The organism is Streptomyces sp. Ru72 (assembly GCF_002920635.1).
In the GTDB taxonomy this organism is placed as follows: domain Bacteria; phylum Actinomycetota; class Actinomycetes; order Streptomycetales; family Streptomycetaceae; genus Streptomyces.
On sequence record NZ_PQSR01000048.1, the window covers coordinates 25,826 to 41,084 of the forward strand.

Here is a 15,259-nt window from a genome sequence, read left to right on the forward strand (position 1 = left end):
TCGGCGGATGGTGCGTCAGGAGTTGTCTGAGTCTTGGCCTTCGGGGTCAGCTCGGCGCGGCAGCAGGAGGCAGAGCGGCACCGCTGCGGCGGTGAACGCGGCGGCCCACCAGAAGGCGTCGCCGAATCCCGAGGCCAGGGCGGCCCGGGTGTGGGTGCTGGCGGTGGCGTGCTGCAGGATCATGACGAGGATCGCGGTGCCGATGGAGCCGCCGATCTGCTGGGCGACGCGGCTGATGCTGGAGGCGGCCGGGATCTCCTGGCGTCGCAGTCCGACGAAGGCGCCGCCCATCAAGGCGATCATGGCCGCGCCCAGCCCGAGGCCGCGGACGAACAGCGCGGCCATCAGCATGGTGTTGTCCATGGTGGCAGTGACGAAGCCGAACGGCACGGTGGCTGCGAAGGTGACGGCGAAGGCGATGACGGCGACCGGACGCGCCCCGATGCGGTCCATGTACTTGCCGGCCAGCGAACGGGACAACAAGGTGCCCACACCCTGCGGGATGAGCAGCATCGCGGCGCCCAGAGCGGATTCACCCCGGACCTGCTGCCAGTACAGCGGCATGAGCAGCATGGCCCCGTAGAGGGCGGCTCCGGCCAGTAGCAGCAGCGCCGTGGACGAGGCCAGGGTCCGGTGGCGGAGCAGGCGGATGTCGAGCAGAGCGTCGGCTCCGCGCCGAAGGGCCCAGGCGAGGTAGCCGGTGAGCAGGACGACTCCAGCGAGCAGGGGCAGCCCGGCCTTGATGCCGATGTACCAGTCGGGTCCGCCGAGCTGCGTCAGGCCGTAGATGACGGCGGCGATGCCGGGCGAGAGCAGGAGCACGCCCACGAGGTCCAGGCGGGGGCCGGTCCCGGGGCGAGGCCCGTCTTTGGGCAGGTTGCGCCAGGCCAGGTAGCTGCCGACGAGGCAGAAGGGGATGTTGAACAGGAAGATCCAGCGCCAGTCGCCCAGGTGCAGGATGACGCCGCCGATCACCGGGCCGATGACCGGGCCCAGGGCGGTGGGCACGGTGATCAGCGACATGACCTTGCCGATGTTGCGGCCCCCGGCGGCCTGCATGGCCAGCGTGGCCATCAGCACCATCATGATGCCGCCGCCGATGCCCTGGAGAACGCGGAATGCGATCAGGCTCGGGGCGTTCCACGCCGCGGCGCACAGCATCGATCCGGCGAAGAACAGGCCAAGGGCGAGGATCCACAGCCGCTTGCCGCCCAGGACCGACTGGGCCCAGCCGACGGTCGGCATCGTGGCGGACAGGGCCAGCAGGTAGGCGGTGGTCACCCACTGGATGGTGGCAAGCGAGGTGTGCAGTTGCCCGGCGAGGCTGTCGATGGCGACGCTCATGATCGTGGTGTCGAAGATGACGGCGAGCGCGCCGACGATCAACGTGTAGGTCAGGCGCCGCAAGGCCGGGTCGACCCGGTTGGAGCCGGGGATGGGTGGTGACTGGGTACCGCTGGCGCTCATGGACGCCCCCCTTAAGATAATGTGCTCTATCTTACGGGCCTCAGGTTAGGGCGCTAACCTAAGATAGGCAAATCTATCTAACTGGAGGAGCGACGATGCCCGAACGGCGCCGCGGAGCGGCCCTGGAGAATGCGCTGCTAGACGCGGCCTGGGACGAGCTCACGGCCACCGGCTACGCCAGGTTCACCATGGACGCCGTCGTCAAACGCGCCGGCACCAGCCCCCCGGTCCTCTACCGCCGATGGCCCGACCGCGACGCACTCGTCCGGGCGACCCTCGTCCACATCCTGCACAAGAACGTCCTGGCCGTTCCCGACACCGGAAGCCTGCGCGAGGACGTCCTGACCCTCATGCGGGAGATCAACGCCACCCGCGTCCAGCTCGTCACCGTCATGAGCGTGTACCTGGCCGACTACCACCAGGCGACCGGGACCAGCCCCAGCGAACTGCTCGATCCCTCCGAGACCGGCCGCAAACAAGCCATCGACACGATCTACCATCGTGCCGTCGACCGCGGGGAAGTCAAGGCGGAGCACCTCACCGAACGCATCAAGACCCTGCCCTTCGACCTGCTTCGCCACGAGTTCCTGACGACCTTCGCCGCCGTACCCGACCAGGTTCTCGAAGAGATCGTCGACACGCTCTTCCTCCCCCTGGTGCGTTGACAAGCGATTACCAAAGCGAAGGGAGGGTCCCGTTCTCCCTGGCCAGACGTCTGTCCGCCACTCGGCCGGCATGCTCGGAGCACTGTGTCGGTTCGGGGTTGCGGTCGGGTTCGTCGGCGGTGTTGCCGAGCTTCCGTGCCCGTTCTGCCGTCCGGGCCACCTCCCCAGCGCCTATTGCCGGTCGGTCTAAGCCCGAATCGGCAAGCCCACCACTGGGCATCGGTGCCGCCGAACGGAGCAATGAACTCCCAATCAGCATCAGTCAGTTACGCACGCGTCACACCCACAGTTCTACCGGGCCCCGAACCCGCACGGGTCTGCAACCCGATAGATGTGGGGTCTCGCCGCTCGTGACATGCCGATCTTGCGTGACCTGGGCGTTCTTGGCTGTCCCACGTCCTTGTCACCCATGATCAGTCTCAAATCCGTGGCATTTCTTCGCGAGGGCGAGGTCGACATCAGGCGGCTGCCCGAGTCGGCCGAGTACACCACACGCTGAGCCCCGAGCACGAGGCTGCCGGCGAGCCCAGATCGCGCACCGATGAGTTTCCCGCGCCGCGCTGGTCTATACGCCGGACACCCACGGACGGAAGGCTGGGCCATGCGGAAACTGATCTACGGCATGAACCTGACCCTGGACGGCTACATCGCCGCGGCCGGCGACGACATCGGCTGGAGCGGACCTCCGAGCCACGAGCTGTTCCAGTGGTGGCTCCACCACGAGCAGGCGAGTGGCCTGTCGCTGTATGGGCGCAAGCTCTGGGAGACGATGAGTTCCTACTGGCCGACCGGCGACCAGCAGCCCAACGCCACCCCGGCGGAGATCGAGTTCGCGCGGAACTGGCGGGACACGCCGAAGGTGGTGTTCTCCTCGACGATCGACAAGGTCGACTGGAACACCCGCCTGGTCACCGGCGACGCGATCGCTGAGATCAGCCGGCTCAAGGCCGAGGACGGCGGCCCAATGAACATCGGCGGCGCAACGCTTGCCGGGGCGGCCATGCGCGCCGGGCTGATCGACGAGTACGCGATCGCCACCCATCCGGTCCTGGTGGGCTGCGGCACGCCGTTCTTCACCGCGCTGGACAGCTGGGTGAACCTGAACCTGGTGGAGACGCGGACGTTTCCCGGCGGCGTGGTCCTGACCAGGTACGAGACGAGGCGCTGAGCAGCAGCACCCGACACGCTTTAGTCTCACGGTGATGTCGTAGACGAAATCGTGCGTGCCCACCAGCACGCGGCCGGGGCCCGCAAAAAGGGGCCCCGGCCGGCGAACCGGACCACCGCGCCCTCGGCCGGTACCGCTGCGGACTGACCGCGAAGATCCATCTTGCTGCGGACGGCCGGTGCCGCCCCCTGGCGTTCGCCCTGACCGCTGGACAGGCCGGTGACGCGCCCGCCTTCACCGACGTGATGGCGCGGCTGCGCGTTCCTCGTCGTCGTGGACGGCCTGGCACTACGCCGGATGTGGTCCTGGCCGATAAGGCGTACTCCTCGCGCGCCATCCGCCGGTACCTGCGCAAGAGGGGCATCCGGGCGGTGATTCCCGTTCCTGCGGACCAGCGCGGTCACCGGCTACGGCGGGGCAGTCGTCGCGGCAGGCCGCCTGCCTTCGAGCGCGAGGCGTACAAACGGCGCAACACCGTCGAGCGGTGCATCAACCGCTTAAAGCAGTGGCGCGGCATCGCCACCCGCTACGAGAAGACGGCAACCGTCTACCTGGCCGGACTTCACATCGCAGGCATCTTCCTCTGGTCCGCGAGATGAGGCCGGCGCTACGGCGAGGCCATCTCATCCAAGCATGATCGCAACTGCCCCTGAAGGAACGGGACGGCCCCGGCGTCGCAAGCCATGACAATCGTGAGCCTGCCGAGCTCGATACCCTCGGGCCGTTGTGTGAAGGACCAGTGTTGTCCTGCCCGCAGCAAGGTCTTGAAGAGCAGCCGTCGTCCAGAGGTGTTGCTTGGTAGAGCTTCATCCGCGGCCTTGAAGATCAGTACGTGGTGGTCAGCAGAGAGCCACTTCAGATCACGCAGACAGTCGGAGAGCGCATCCCAGTTCCACCCGAAGTAATCAGGCAGCCTGAGCCCGTCGTAGAACTGCCGAAATGCTGCATCCGTGTCGCGCATCTCCCGCCCGTCGAGACGCGCCACGTACGTCTTGCCCGTCACGGGAAGCAGGCGATCAACAGGCAGAGCACCTTGCTCCGGAATTACGTGCAGCCACGGCACGCTGTGCAACTCCACCCTCCCTCCCGTAAACCAGGTCGCCGGTCACCGTCAACGCCGCTAGCGATGGCTGCAAAGTCTAGATCCAAACGAATCCCCTAGCTGTATGAGGGCTCGACGTCGGTGACGCTCTCGCGGAGGCGTGCTGCTGGCGGCTTTCCGGCGGCAGCACTATGCGGCCGGTGGTAGTTGTAGTGGATGTTCCACACTGCGATCGCGGCTGACCGGGCGTCCTCGCTGGTGAACTCGCGGGGGTAGAGGACTTTCTCGGCCATGATGCGCTGGTAGCGATCCACCTTCCCGTTGTGCCGAGGTGTGTAAGGCTTGGTTCTCTGATGCCGGGTGCCTTGCCCGACAATGCGGGCGAAATCGCCGGAGCGGTAGCAAGCGCCATTGCCGGTGACGACCCGGTGGATGTGGTTGATGCCGTGGGCGGCGAACCAGACCTTCACCCGGGCGAGGAAAGCAGCAGCCGTCGCGCCCTTCTCATCGCCCAGCGGTTCTGTGTAGGCGAGCCGTGAGAGACCATTGACGACGGAGTGCAGGTAGACGTAGCCACGCTTTGCCCCGGCCTGGCCGACCTTCTTCACATCCAGGTCACCATGTGTCCGGGCCAGCGGGCAGTGATCTTCCCCCGCTTCCGGTTGTTCTCACCGCCTGGGTCGATGAAGCGGCGTTTGCCGAGGCCGAGCCGGGTCAGGTGTCGGCTGACAGTTCTCCGGTCGATCACAAAACCGATACTGACAAGTTCGTCGGTGATCCGTTGCGCCGGACCACTTGTGCTCGCGGCGCCAGGACTCGATCTGCTCGATGACCCATGCTGGACTCGCGTTCGGACTCCGCTGCGGACTCGACGGCCGGTCTGCAATCCGGCATCACCGTGTAGCCGCCAGCGATTTACCCACTTGCTGGCGCATGGGCGAGAGATACCCATTTCAGCGGCGATGTGGGCGATGGGACGTGTCTGGCACCGCTGCACGAGCCGCCACGGCCCTCGACGCTCAGGGGCGCATTCGCGTGGGGCACTCGTCGTCCTCTCGAAGTCAGTCGACGGCAGGCGCGACACCTATCGTGCGCGCCTGCCGCATTGCGGCCTTTCAGTCCCGCGGTGCGACGCGGATACGGTTCCCGTCAGGATCGGCTGCGAGGAAGGTCAGCCCGAACCCCACATCATGAGGCTCGCGCAGGATCGTGACCCCCTTGGACTTCCACTGCTCAAAGGTCGCGTTGATCTCGTCGGGCCCACCGTCGATGGCCAGGCAAACCTCACTGGTGCGCGGAACGTCCGGTGACAGATCCTCGAACTGGCCAGACCACAGACCGAGGTCAGCGCCTGGACCGAGGTCGAAGGTGATGTATCCCGGAGTCTCGAACGAGGGGCTAATGCCGAGGAGGTCGCCGTAGAAACGAGCTGCGGCGGGAGCGTCGTTCACGTAGAGGATGGACACGACGGATGTGGTCATGGTTGTCCCTTCTCACAGGTCGTAGGTACGCATCCACCAGTCTGACCGGGATATGCGCCGCATCGTGTCGCAATTCCTGAAAAGATCGGTGTGTGACCCCAGATCGCTTCTTCACCCTGATGCTGCTCCTCAAGTCGAGGGATGCCGTGACCACACAGGAACTCGCCTCAGCGCTCGGGGTATCCCTTCGAACCATCACCCGGGACCTGAACTGGCTCCGCGACGCCGGACTGCCGGTGACCGCACACCGGGGCCGCCTCGGAGGCGTGACCATGCTTCCCGGGTCCGGGCTCGACCTCACGCGACTCACACCGGGCGAGCGTGATCAACTGTCGCTCACCGGGCTGGATGAGAAGCAACGTGCGGAGCTCAACGCATCGGTCGAAAGCCGGCGCGCGCTCTCCAAGATCGCCGCCACACAGCCACGTCGAGTTCATGAGCTCCTGCCGCTCACCGACGTAGTGCACGTGGACAGCCGTCCCTGGCATCAGGCACCAGCCTCCGGCACGACTCCGGCTTCGCTGATCGGCGCAGTGCGGCGAGGTCGCCGGCTACGGATCGAGTACGACAGCCCACGCGAGTCATGCCCACGCGACCTGGTCGTGGATCCCTACGGGCTGTTCGCCAAGGCCGGCATCTGGTACCTCGTCGCCGACCGTGCCCGAGTGCCACGGATGTACCGACTCGAACGCATCACGACATGGAAAGAAGTCGACCAGCCACGACGGATCCGCGAGAACCAGACCCTGGCCACCGTCGCTGCAGCGCTCATTGATCAGTGGGAACACAACCACGCGATAGAGGTCAGCGCCACCATCGACCAGACCCAGATCGAGCGAGCGCAACGGATCTTCGGCCTACGGCTCGTCCGGGACGACCATGAAGTATCCGCCACCGGCCACAAGGTAACAATCCGCTTCCTGCATCTGGAGGACGTGCGAGCACTACTGCCGTTCGGAAGCGCCATCACTGTGCACGGCCCCACCGAAGCCAGGGCTCACCTTCGCGACCTCGCCACCAATCTTGCCCACCACTATGCGCCGTCACCAACGTCCTGACCCGCAACACCTAGCCGTCGTGAAAAGCATCGAGCGTGACGTGGACACTGTCGGAGCCGATGCTCGCGTCCCCGGTGTCCAGCCCTGATCTGCGGCCGGGCCAGGCAGGCGAGCCGAAGTCATGGACAGGGTTCAAAGCTGTCCGTTGTCCGCAGCAGGCGAACGACTGGAGCCCCCCGCTATGGTGGGCCCCAGAATGCGCGCTGTGAGTGCCGGCACCAGCGTCGCGATGAGAGCTTGGTTTGCCTCGTCGAAGCGGCCTCCTGCCACTACGGCATCAACGAACGGCCCGGCCGGCCACAGGCGTCAGTGCCTTGCGCCGGCGAGGAACTTGGCCCGTACCTCGGCGGCGAACTGCTTGTTCTTGGCAGCTCGTTCGCGGGATTCGACGGCGCGGCGTTCGAACCATTCGTTGCGCTGGGCGGTGAAGTCGGCCATGCGGGCGTCGCGCTGCTCGTACATCCTCCGGCGCTCCGGGGTAAGCGTCGTGCGGTCGACGGTGGAGAGGTCCTTCATGCCGGGGCCTTCGGCCTTGCGCGGCAGACGTTGTTCGACAGGCAGGATGTCGAGGCGGGGGGCGGGGAGGGTCTGGTACCAGTACGCCGTGGTCGACCAGTCGTCGGCGAGGTGGTTGCCGTGGCCGTGCTCCATGGTGACGCGGATGCGCTCGTTGAAGCGGACGGGGTCGGCGAGGTGGAAGCGGTAGTGGACCTGGAGGCCGGGGACGTCTTCCTCGTGGATGATCGTGCCCTGGAACGGGTAGTTGATCTTCTGCATGCCCCAGCCGTGGCTGAAGTAGTCCTCGCCGCCGGTGCCGTGCATGGACGGTGGCCAGCTGGTGGTGCCATCGGGGTTGAAGTCCTCGTCGATCCAGATCATGTCGTCGCCCTCACCCCACCAGGTGGCGGTGAAGTGGTTGACGGTGTGGACGCAGCCGATGTAATTGCCGGAGCCCTCGGTGTCGAGGATGACGTAGTTCTCCTTGCCGTCGAGGTTGGGCAGCTGCGTCTCGAGGCTGTTGACCTGCAGGTCGGGGCCCCAGCCGTTGCAGGGGTTGTTGCGGCGCCAGTGGGCGTGGAAGTAGAGGGTGTCGTCGGGCAGGTCCTCGGCGAACAGTTCGTAGTCGATGTAGAAGTACTGCACATACGGGTGCTCGCCCTGGTTTTCGACCTCGATGCGGGCGCGGCGGTTGAAGGGCATCGGCAGGAAGCAGTTGAAGGCCGCGGGGCCGCCGTAGACGCGCTCGGAGTCGTCCTTGACGGAGACGGTGAAGGGCATCGACTGGAAGCTGGCCGGCATGGAGTTGCCGACACCGAAGAAGTCGCCGAGCGGGGCGACGACGGAGGGGTGTTCCTGGTCGTCCCAGTACATCTTGATGACGACCTTGCGGTAGTAGTCGGGGTCGTTGACCTCCCAGTTGTAGCCGAGGGCGTTGTTGAACTCGACCATGGCGGTGCCGGCCTTGCGGGCGTCGAACAGGCCGGGGCCGAGGATGACACGGCAGCCCTGGACGAACCACAGGTGGGTGATGGCGCCGGGGCCCTCCAGGTCGGCGAGGACGGCGGTCTCGCCCGGCATGACGATGTAGGCGTCCTCGTTGAGGCCGGTGTGGTCCCAGCTGGCGACGCGGGCGGAGCGGGAGCGGCGGCGCTTGGCGGCGCGGCCGAGCAGGTCTTCGCCGAGGGAGAAGGAGGGGACGGACATGGAGCCGGGGTCCTTTCGGTTGTGCTCGGTTGTGCAGCCGGCGATCGCATCCCGCGGCCGGCCCGGGAGGGTGCGGGGAAGGTGTCGGCGAGGCCCGGTCAACCCTTGACCGCGCCCAGGGTGAGGCCGGCCACGATGCGGCGTTGCAGGACGAGGGTGAGCAGGATGACCGGGATCGAGTAGAGGGTGGCCATCGCCGTCATCGGCCCCCATTGCAGGCCGTACTGGGTCTGGAAGTTGGCGATGAGGATCGGCACGGTCTGGGCCTTGACCGCGGTCAGCAGCAGGGCGAAGAGGAATTCGTTCCAGGAGGCCAGGAACGCGAAGATCGCCGTGACCGCCACGCCGCCCGAGACGACCGGCAGGACCACTCGGATCAGGGCCCCCATTCGGCCGGTGCCGTCGACCTTCGCAGCGTCCTCCAGCTCGGAGGGCACCGCCTCGAAGAAGCTGACCAGCAGCCAGATCGACAGCGGAAGCGAGATCGTCGTGTGCGCGATGGCGGTGCCGACCGGGGTGTCGGTCAGGTGCAGGGTCTTCATCATCCCGATCAGCGGTACGCCGATGGCGACCGGCGGGACCATCCTGGTCACCAGGGCCACCACGATGAACACCCGGCCGCTGACGGTCCCGAACCGGCTGACCGCGTACGCGGCAGGCACGGCCAGGACAAGGGAGATGACGGTGCTGAGCACCGCGGTCGTGACGCTGTTGATGAACGCGGCGGACACGCCTGGAGTGTCCAGTGCCTTCGTGAAGTTCTCAAGGCTCCACGTCTTCGGCAGGATCGTCGGCGGGACCGCGAGGGCGTCCGACGGCGACTTGAACGAGGTCAGCAGCAGGTACAGGAAGGGGAAGGCGTACAGGGCGACCACCACGCACAGCAGCACCCACAGCAGCGATCGTCTGGCAGCGATCCGGTCCAGTACGGCGGTCATGACTCTCCCCCTCCGGGCCGCCAGATCATGCGCATCGCCACGAAGGCGGCGGCGAGCATCGCGATCAGGTAGAGGGCGCCCATCGCGGAGGCCAGGCCCTGCTCCCCGAAGCGCACGGTCGTGCGGTAGATCAGCAGGCTGAGCGTGGTCGACGCCGACTCGGGACCGCCGTTGGTCTGGATGACGATGGTGTCGAAGGCGCGGGCGGCGTCGATGCCTCGCACGATCAGCGCGACGGCGATGACCGGCCGCAGCAGCGGCAGGATGATCCGAAACAGCTGCTGACGGTGGTTGGCGCCGTCGAGCCGGGCCGCTTCCAGGACATCGCCGGGGATGTTCTGCAGGCCCGCGAACAGCACGAGGGTCATGAATGACGTCGTGAGCCAGATGTCGGGGATCGAGACGGATGCCAGGACGATGTTCGGGTCGGACAGCCAGCCGATGTCCGCGGGGCTGTCGAGGATGCCCACGCGGACGAGGAGCGCGTTGACGAGGCCGAAGTTGTCGATCAGCAGGAACCGCCACAGCAGACCGGCGACCACCGGGGCGATCATCAGCGGGTACAGGAACACCGTGCGCAGCATCCGGGAGCGTTGCCCGAGGGAGTTGAACAGCAGCGCGGCGCCCAGTCCGAGGGCGAACTCCAGCGTCACGACGATCACCGTGTAGGCGAGCGTGCGCAACGCCGCGTGCAGGAAGTCCGACGAGGTCAGGGCGTTGGTGTAGTTGTCGAGGCCGACGAAGCGGCGGGTGCCGGCCAGGGGTGCGATGTCGTAGAAGCTGTCGATGACCAGCTTGACCAGCGACCAGAGGACGAACACGGCGAGAAACGCCGCCGCCGGCAGGATGAGCACGAGAGCGAACTGCTTGTCCGTCATCGGCCGCCGGCCCGGGCGCCGGGCGGCCCGCGGCGGGGGCGCGGCCGCTTGGCGTACCAGGGGCTGGGTGCTACTGGACAAGCTTCGCCACCTCCGTGCGCGCCTTGGCCAGCAGCGCGGCGTAGTCCGCGCCGGTGGTCAGCGACTTCTGGATGGTGGGCACCAGCACCGTGTCCACGATCTGCTGCCACTTGGGGCTGGCCGGGCGAGACTTGGTTGCCGGGCCGTTCAGGGTGGTCAGCAGGGCCTGGAAGTGCTCGTAGCCGGGCTTGCCGGCGTAGGCGGTGTAGGCGGACTTGCGGGCGGCGAGGCCGAGGGAGGAGTCGATGGCCAGCTTGTTGTTGTCGTAGGCGAACTTGATGAACTGCTTGGCCAGGTCGTTGTTCTTGCCCGCGCTCGGGATGGACAGGTAGAAGGGGCCGGGGATAGCGCCTATTCCGGCGCTGCCCGCGATCATCGGGGCGGCGCCGACCTTGCCATGGACCGGGGAGTCCTTCGGGATCAGCGGGTAGGCGTGCGCCCAGAAGCGCATCACCGCAGTCTTGCCCTGGTTGAACAGGTTCTGCGCGGCAGCCCAGTCCATCTGCGCGGCGCCGGGCGGGCTGACCTTCAGGCGGTTGTTGAGGTCGGAGTAGAACTTCAGCGCGGCGACGTGCTGCGCGTTGTCGATGATCACCTTGCCGGAGTCGTCCAGGACGACACCCGGGGATCCGGCCTGCAGGACGTGGGCGAGCCACTCGGTCTCCACGGCGCCCTTGACGTCGGTGCCGTACAGCTTGGTGCCGCGGGTGAAGAAGCTCGCCGTGTCCTGGAACTGCTGCCAGGTCTTCGGGGGTGCGAGTTCGTAGCCGTACTTCTTCTTGAAGGCCGTCTTCTCGGCCGTGTCCTCGAAGAGGTCCTTGCGGTAGAAGAGGATCTCCGCGTTGGTCCACGCCGGCATGCCGACGTACTTGCCCTTGATCTGGGCGCCGTCCACCAGCGACGGGAAGAGGTCGGCCTTCACGGCGGCGGTGAACAGGTCGTCCAGCGGCTGGAGGGCGTTTGCGAAGGTGGGCAGCCAGATCGCGTCGACCGCGGCCAGATCGAACGACACGGATCCCGCGGACAGCTCACTGTTGAGCCGGTTGTACAGGCCGTCGTAGGGCAGCTCGACGAAGGTGACGCCGTGGCCCGTCTGCTTCTTGAACGCTTCCGCGATCTTGGTCAGTTCGGCATGGCCGCCCGACTCGCACAGCACGGTCAGCTTGCCGGACGAGCCGCCGGACGAACTCCCGCCGGCACCGCAGGCGGTGACCGCGGCGGCCAGTCCGGTGGCGCCGGTGATCTGCAGGAAGCTGCGCCGGGACAGTCCCGGGGGCGTTCTGTTCATGATGTTCTCCGTGCTCTGGGGCCGAGAAGGGGAGGGTTGAGAGGCAAGCCCGTCGGGCGGCTGCTGGCGGTGGGGTGGCGCCGCGAGGGTGGTGCCTGTGAGCAGGGTTCACCCGGTCGGACAAGAGGGCCGGGCTGACGTGATGGGGGCTCCTCGCGAGCGGGAGAAACTCGGGAGTGGGATGAGCCGTCAGGTCATCGAACGGCGCCTGCGGTCATGCCCGCGATGACCTGCTTCTGGAAAGCCGCGTAGATCACCAGCTGCGGCAGCAGAACGAGGGTGGCGGACGCCATCATGGCGCCGTAGTCGACGCTGTAGACGCCCTGGAACTGGGAGACACCGAGGGACACGGTGGTCATGTTCGGGTCGTTGATGAGGGTGACCGCGAACGGGAACTCGTTCCAGACGTAGATCACGTTGAGGATCGCGAGGGTGGCGACGACCGGCCGCATGAGCGGGAAGACGACCCTCCAGGCCATGCGCCACAGCCCGACCCCGTCCATCACCGCCGCCTGCTCGATCTCCTCCGGGAAGTCCCGCAGGAAGCCGGTCAGCAGCAGGATGTTGAACGGGATGGTGACGGCGATGTACGGCAGGATCAGCGCGAAGTAGGTGCCGAACAGGCCGAAGGTGATGTCCAGCCGGTACACCGGGAACAGCAGGATGTACACCGGGATGGCGAGGCCGGCCAGGAAGTAGAAGCGCAGCGTGTTCTGCGTACGGCGCCTGCCGCTGCGGAAGACCATGCGGGTGAGCGCGAACGCCGCCATGTAGGAGATGACCAGCCCGATGGTGACCGAGACGACGGCCAGGATCAGGGTGTTCTTGTACATCACCAGCAGGTTGAGGGTCTTCAGAGCCTGCTGGTAGTTGGCCGGGGAGAGGTCGGTCAACCTGAACGGGTGGTTCAGGATGTTGTCGTTGGTCTGGAACGACAACAGCACGATCCACAGCAGCGGGAACAGGATCACGAAGGTGATCAGGTAGGCGGCGGCGGTCGCGATGACCGCGCCTCGGCCGCGGCGCCGAGGCCCCGTCGGGGCTGCCCCGACGGCCGCCGCCGAGAGCGGCTTCCTGAGCTCGGTGTCGATACTCAACTCGCTTCCCCCTTACGGCGGTTGCCGAGGAAGGTGGCCGCGGAGGCGAGCGAGCCGACCACGAACACCACCACCGCCAAGGCCATGCCGTAGCCGTACTGCTGGGTGGTGAAGGTGATGTGGTACATGTAGCTGACCATGACCTCGGAGAGGTGGACGGGACCGCCGCCGGTGAGGGCGTAGACGAGCTCGAAGACCTTGAAGACGCCGGTGACGACGAGCGCGGTGACGATGCCGAACGTCTCGCGCATCATCGGGATCTGGATGTGCCGCAGTTGCTGCCAGCGGCTCGCCCCGTCGAGGCTGCTGGCCTCCATCACGTCGCGCGGCAGCATGCGCAGGCCGGCGTAGAAGATGGTCAGGACGAAGCCGATCTGCTGCCAGAGGTAGACCAGGCCGATCGAGTACGGGCTCAGGGTGGGGCCGCCGATCCACTGCGGGTGGGCGGGTACGCCGATCGCCAGCAGGAAGGCGTTCACCAGTCCGATCTTCGGGTCCAGGATGAAGATCCAGACCAGTCCGACAAGGATCGGCGCGATGATGGCCGGCGCGAAGACCAGCGCCCGCAGCGCGCCGCTGCCCTTCACCCGGCCGCTGAGCAGGATCGCGAGCAGGAAGCCAAGCGGGATCAGCAGGAACAGCGCGATGCCGAGGACGATCGCGGTGTTGCGCATCGACGTCCAGAAGGCGTCGTCCTGCGCCATCTGTCGGTAGTTGTCGAGCCCGGCGAAGCCGCCTGCGGAGACGCCGTCGAAGTTGGTGAAGCTGTAGTACAGCGAGTACAGGATCGGATAGATCATGTACAGGCTGTAGATGATCAGCCCCGGTGCGACCATCAGGGCGAAGCTGCGGCGCGTCGTGAGCCAGTTCATGAGGACGCCTGCTTGATGGTCTTCTGGACGTTCTTCACGGCCTGTTCAGGACTGAGGCTGCCGCCCATCACGCCGTAGAAGCTGTCGTACATGGCGCTCGCGGTGGCCGCGGAGACCACGAGGTCGGGCTGCGCCTTCGGGCTGGACCAGCCCGGCTTGGAGGCTTCGGCCAGGACGGCGGCGAAGACCGAGTTCCTGGTGGTGTCGACGTCCGGCTTGTAGGTGGTGACCGGCGGCTGGGCGTTGTCGACGAGGATCTTCTGGCCGGCGTCGCTGTAGTAGAACTGGATGAACGCCTTCACCGCGGCGTACTTCTTCTTGTCCTGCTTGACCTTGGCGCTGACGACGAACGGCGCCGAGGGCACGTTCATGACGAGCTTCTGGTCGCCGACGCCGTCGGAGAAGGTGGGGCCGGCCCAGAAGCCGGTGTCCTTGCCCACGGTGCTCTTCTGGATCTTCGCCGCCTCCCAGACGCCCGCGTCGAGGAAGGCGGCCTTGCCGTCCGTGTAGGAGGCGACGGCCTGGGCGTAGGTCTGGGTGTTCATGTTGGAGGGGAAGGCGCCGGCCTTGGCGAGCTCCTCCACGTACTTGTACAGGCGCAGGAAGTCGGCGTTGTCGTAGCTCGCCTTGCCGGACAGGATGTCGGGGTACTTCGACTCGTAGCCGAAGCGGTCCAGCATCGTCAGGAAGGCCCAGACGCTGAACGAGGAGTTGTTCGCGCCCTGTGCGATCGGCGCCACGCCGGCCGCCTTGAGCTTCTTCACCGCGGCGACCAGTTCGTCGAAGGTCTCCGGGACGGCGATCTTGTTCTTGTCCAGGATGGCCTTGTTGTAGTAGAAGCCGGTGACCAGCGCCTGGTAGGGCAGGCCGTACTGGACGTTGCCGGAGCGGAAGCCGGCGAGCATGCTCGGGGCGAACTTCGACTTCAGGTCGTTCTCGGCGAGGATCGGGGACAGGTCCAGCAGGTCACCGCTCTTGACCATGGTCTTCGCGAGCGAGTCGTACACCCAGAAGATCTCCGGCAGCGTGCCGGACTGCGCGGCGATGGTCATCCGCTGCTCGTGCTGGTCGACCGGCTGGCCCTCCAGCTTGATCTTCATGTCGGGGTGCTTCTTGTTGAACTCCTGCACCAGCTGCCAGGTCGCCGGGTCCTGAGTCTTGCTGTCCGGGTTCTGCATGGACAAGGTGATCAGCCCGTCTGAAGACGATCCATCCGCTGTTCTCACCGCGGAGCCGCAGGCCGTGGCGGTGACGAACAGGGCGCTCGCCGTGGCGGTGAGCAGGAGGCGGCGCGAGATGCCGGAGGGGCGTCTCGTCATCGGGGTCGCGTGCTGAGCGGTGGTCGCCATGGTGCTGTTGCCTTCCGGGGGCTGGACGGGGAGGCGGAACCGGCGTGGGGGTGACAGGGCTCCGGATGTTCGGTATGAGTACGAGCCGTCTATTCCGGGACGAATGTCCGGTATGGTCGAATGTCCGGCATCGGGCAGCTTTGTGGCCGCCGACGCAAACGTTTCGATGAA

General features: G+C 66.4%; 13 protein-coding genes and 2 pseudogenes. 4 read left to right on the forward strand and 11 right to left on the reverse strand.

What is annotated here, in order from left to right; translation table 11 throughout:
• Nucleotides 1-15: 15 nt before the first annotated feature.
• Entirely contained in the window at nt 16-1,467 is a 1,452-nt protein-coding gene (locus tag C3488_RS22010; RefSeq protein ID WP_103841957.1) for an MDR family MFS transporter, read from the reverse strand.
• A gap of 95 nt (nt 1,468-1,562) precedes the next feature.
• Here C3488_RS22010 and C3488_RS22015 point away from each other — a divergent pair, with 95 nt between their 5' ends.
• The 3 genes and pseudogenes from C3488_RS22015 to C3488_RS40675 form a co-directional block, all read left to right on the forward strand.
• Nucleotides 1,563-2,132, forward strand: a complete 570-nt coding sequence (locus tag C3488_RS22015) for a TetR/AcrR family transcriptional regulator (protein WP_103841959.1) — start codon at nt 1,563-1,565, stop codon at nt 2,130-2,132.
• Between the two features lie 601 nt (nt 2,133-2,733).
• On the forward strand, nt 2,734-3,300 hold the full coding sequence (locus C3488_RS22020; protein WP_103841961.1) for a dihydrofolate reductase family protein: 567 nt from the start codon (nt 2,734-2,736) through the stop codon (nt 3,298-3,300).
• Nucleotides 3,301-3,348: 48 nt separating this feature from the next.
• Nucleotides 3,349-3,899 (forward strand): annotated as a pseudogene (locus C3488_RS40675) (IS5 family transposase); the annotation flags it as partial.
• Nucleotides 3,900-3,907: 8 nt separating this feature from the next.
• Here the strand turns inward: C3488_RS40675 and C3488_RS22030 are convergent.
• The 3 genes and pseudogenes from C3488_RS22030 to C3488_RS22040 all read right to left on the reverse strand — a co-directional run bounded on the left by C3488_RS22030 (nt 3,908) and on the right by C3488_RS22040 (nt 5,823).
• Nucleotides 3,908-4,378: a barstar family protein gene (locus C3488_RS22030; protein WP_258053578.1), complete on the reverse strand. Its 471-nt coding sequence runs from the start codon at nt 4,376-4,378 to the stop codon at nt 3,908-3,910.
• Between the two features lie 80 nt (nt 4,379-4,458).
• A pseudogene (locus C3488_RS22035) lies at nt 4,459-5,386 on the reverse strand (IS481 family transposase).
• A 71-nt stretch (nt 5,387-5,457) separates the two neighbouring features.
• Nucleotides 5,458-5,823 carry a VOC family protein gene (locus C3488_RS22040; RefSeq protein ID WP_103841965.1) on the reverse strand — a complete coding sequence of 122 codons (366 nt, stop codon included), beginning with the start codon at nt 5,821-5,823 and terminating at the stop codon, nt 5,458-5,460.
• Between the two features lie 92 nt (nt 5,824-5,915).
• On the opposite strand from C3488_RS22040, the gene C3488_RS22045 reads away from it, so the two are divergent.
• The gene (locus C3488_RS22045; RefSeq protein WP_103841967.1) at nt 5,916-6,881 is read left to right on the forward strand and encodes a YafY family protein; all 966 of its coding nucleotides are present in this window, start codon (nt 5,916-5,918) and stop codon (nt 6,879-6,881) included.
• A 306-nt stretch (nt 6,882-7,187) separates the two neighbouring features.
• Here the strand turns inward: C3488_RS22045 and C3488_RS22055 are convergent, their stop codons facing one another.
• The 7 genes from C3488_RS22055 to C3488_RS22085 form a co-directional block, all read right to left on the reverse strand.
• A complete protein-coding gene (locus C3488_RS22055; protein WP_103841969.1) occupies nt 7,188-8,585 on the reverse strand; it encodes a glycoside hydrolase family 172 protein in 1,398 nt (465 codons plus the stop codon).
• 98 nt (nt 8,586-8,683) lie between these two features.
• On the reverse strand, nt 8,684-9,523 hold the full coding sequence (locus C3488_RS22060) for a carbohydrate ABC transporter permease (protein ID WP_103841971.1): 840 nt from the start codon (nt 9,521-9,523) through the stop codon (nt 8,684-8,686).
• A complete protein-coding gene (locus tag C3488_RS22065; RefSeq protein WP_219822327.1) occupies nt 9,520-10,482 on the reverse strand; it encodes a carbohydrate ABC transporter permease in 963 nt (320 codons plus the stop codon). Before C3488_RS22065 ends, C3488_RS22060 begins: the two co-directional genes overlap by 4 nt.
• Nucleotides 10,472-11,770: an ABC transporter substrate-binding protein gene (locus C3488_RS22070; RefSeq protein WP_103841976.1), complete on the reverse strand. Its 1,299-nt coding sequence runs from the start codon at nt 11,768-11,770 to the stop codon at nt 10,472-10,474. The genes C3488_RS22065 and C3488_RS22070 overlap by 11 nt, the downstream gene beginning before the upstream one ends.
• A gap of 194 nt (nt 11,771-11,964) precedes the next feature.
• Nucleotides 11,965-12,867, reverse strand: a complete 903-nt coding sequence (locus C3488_RS22075) for a carbohydrate ABC transporter permease (protein WP_103841979.1) — start codon at nt 12,865-12,867, stop codon at nt 11,965-11,967.
• Complete coding sequence (locus tag C3488_RS22080) at nt 12,864-13,739, reverse strand: carbohydrate ABC transporter permease (RefSeq protein ID WP_103841981.1); 876 nt, start codon at nt 13,737-13,739, stop codon at nt 12,864-12,866. The genes C3488_RS22075 and C3488_RS22080 overlap by 4 nt, the downstream gene beginning before the upstream one ends.
• The gene (locus tag C3488_RS22085) at nt 13,736-15,088 is read right to left on the reverse strand and encodes an ABC transporter substrate-binding protein (protein WP_103841983.1); all 1,353 of its coding nucleotides are present in this window, start codon (nt 15,086-15,088) and stop codon (nt 13,736-13,738) included. Before C3488_RS22085 ends, C3488_RS22080 begins: the two co-directional genes overlap by 4 nt.
• Between the last annotated feature and the right edge of the window lie 171 nt (nt 15,089-15,259).

What these genes read in the sequence shown, in the direction of transcription:
- C3488_RS22010 (WP_103841957.1), bottom strand. Translation starts at nt 1,467, where the DNA reads ATGAGCGCCAGCGGTACCCAGTCACCACCCATCCCCGGCTCCAACCGG.
- C3488_RS22015 (WP_103841959.1), top strand. Translation starts at nt 1,563, where the DNA reads ATGCCCGAACGGCGCCGCGGAGCGGCCCTGGAGAATGCGCTGCTAGAC.
- C3488_RS22020 (WP_103841961.1), top strand. Translation starts at nt 2,734, where the DNA reads ATGCGGAAACTGATCTACGGCATGAACCTGACCCTGGACGGCTACATC.
- C3488_RS22040 (WP_103841965.1), bottom strand. Translation starts at nt 5,823, where the DNA reads ATGACCACATCCGTCGTGTCCATCCTCTACGTGAACGACGCTCCCGCC.
- C3488_RS22055 (WP_103841969.1), bottom strand. Translation starts at nt 8,585, where the DNA reads ATGTCCGTCCCCTCCTTCTCCCTCGGCGAAGACCTGCTCGGCCGCGCC.
- C3488_RS22060 (WP_103841971.1), bottom strand. Translation starts at nt 9,523, where the DNA reads ATGACCGCCGTACTGGACCGGATCGCTGCCAGACGATCGCTGCTGTGG.
- C3488_RS22070 (WP_103841976.1), bottom strand. Translation starts at nt 11,770, where the DNA reads ATGAACAGAACGCCCCCGGGACTGTCCCGGCGCAGCTTCCTGCAGATC.
- C3488_RS22080 (WP_103841981.1), bottom strand. Translation starts at nt 13,739, where the DNA reads ATGAACTGGCTCACGACGCGCCGCAGCTTCGCCCTGATGGTCGCACCG.
- C3488_RS22085 (WP_103841983.1), bottom strand. Translation starts at nt 15,088, where the DNA reads ATGGCGACCACCGCTCAGCACGCGACCCCGATGACGAGACGCCCCTCC.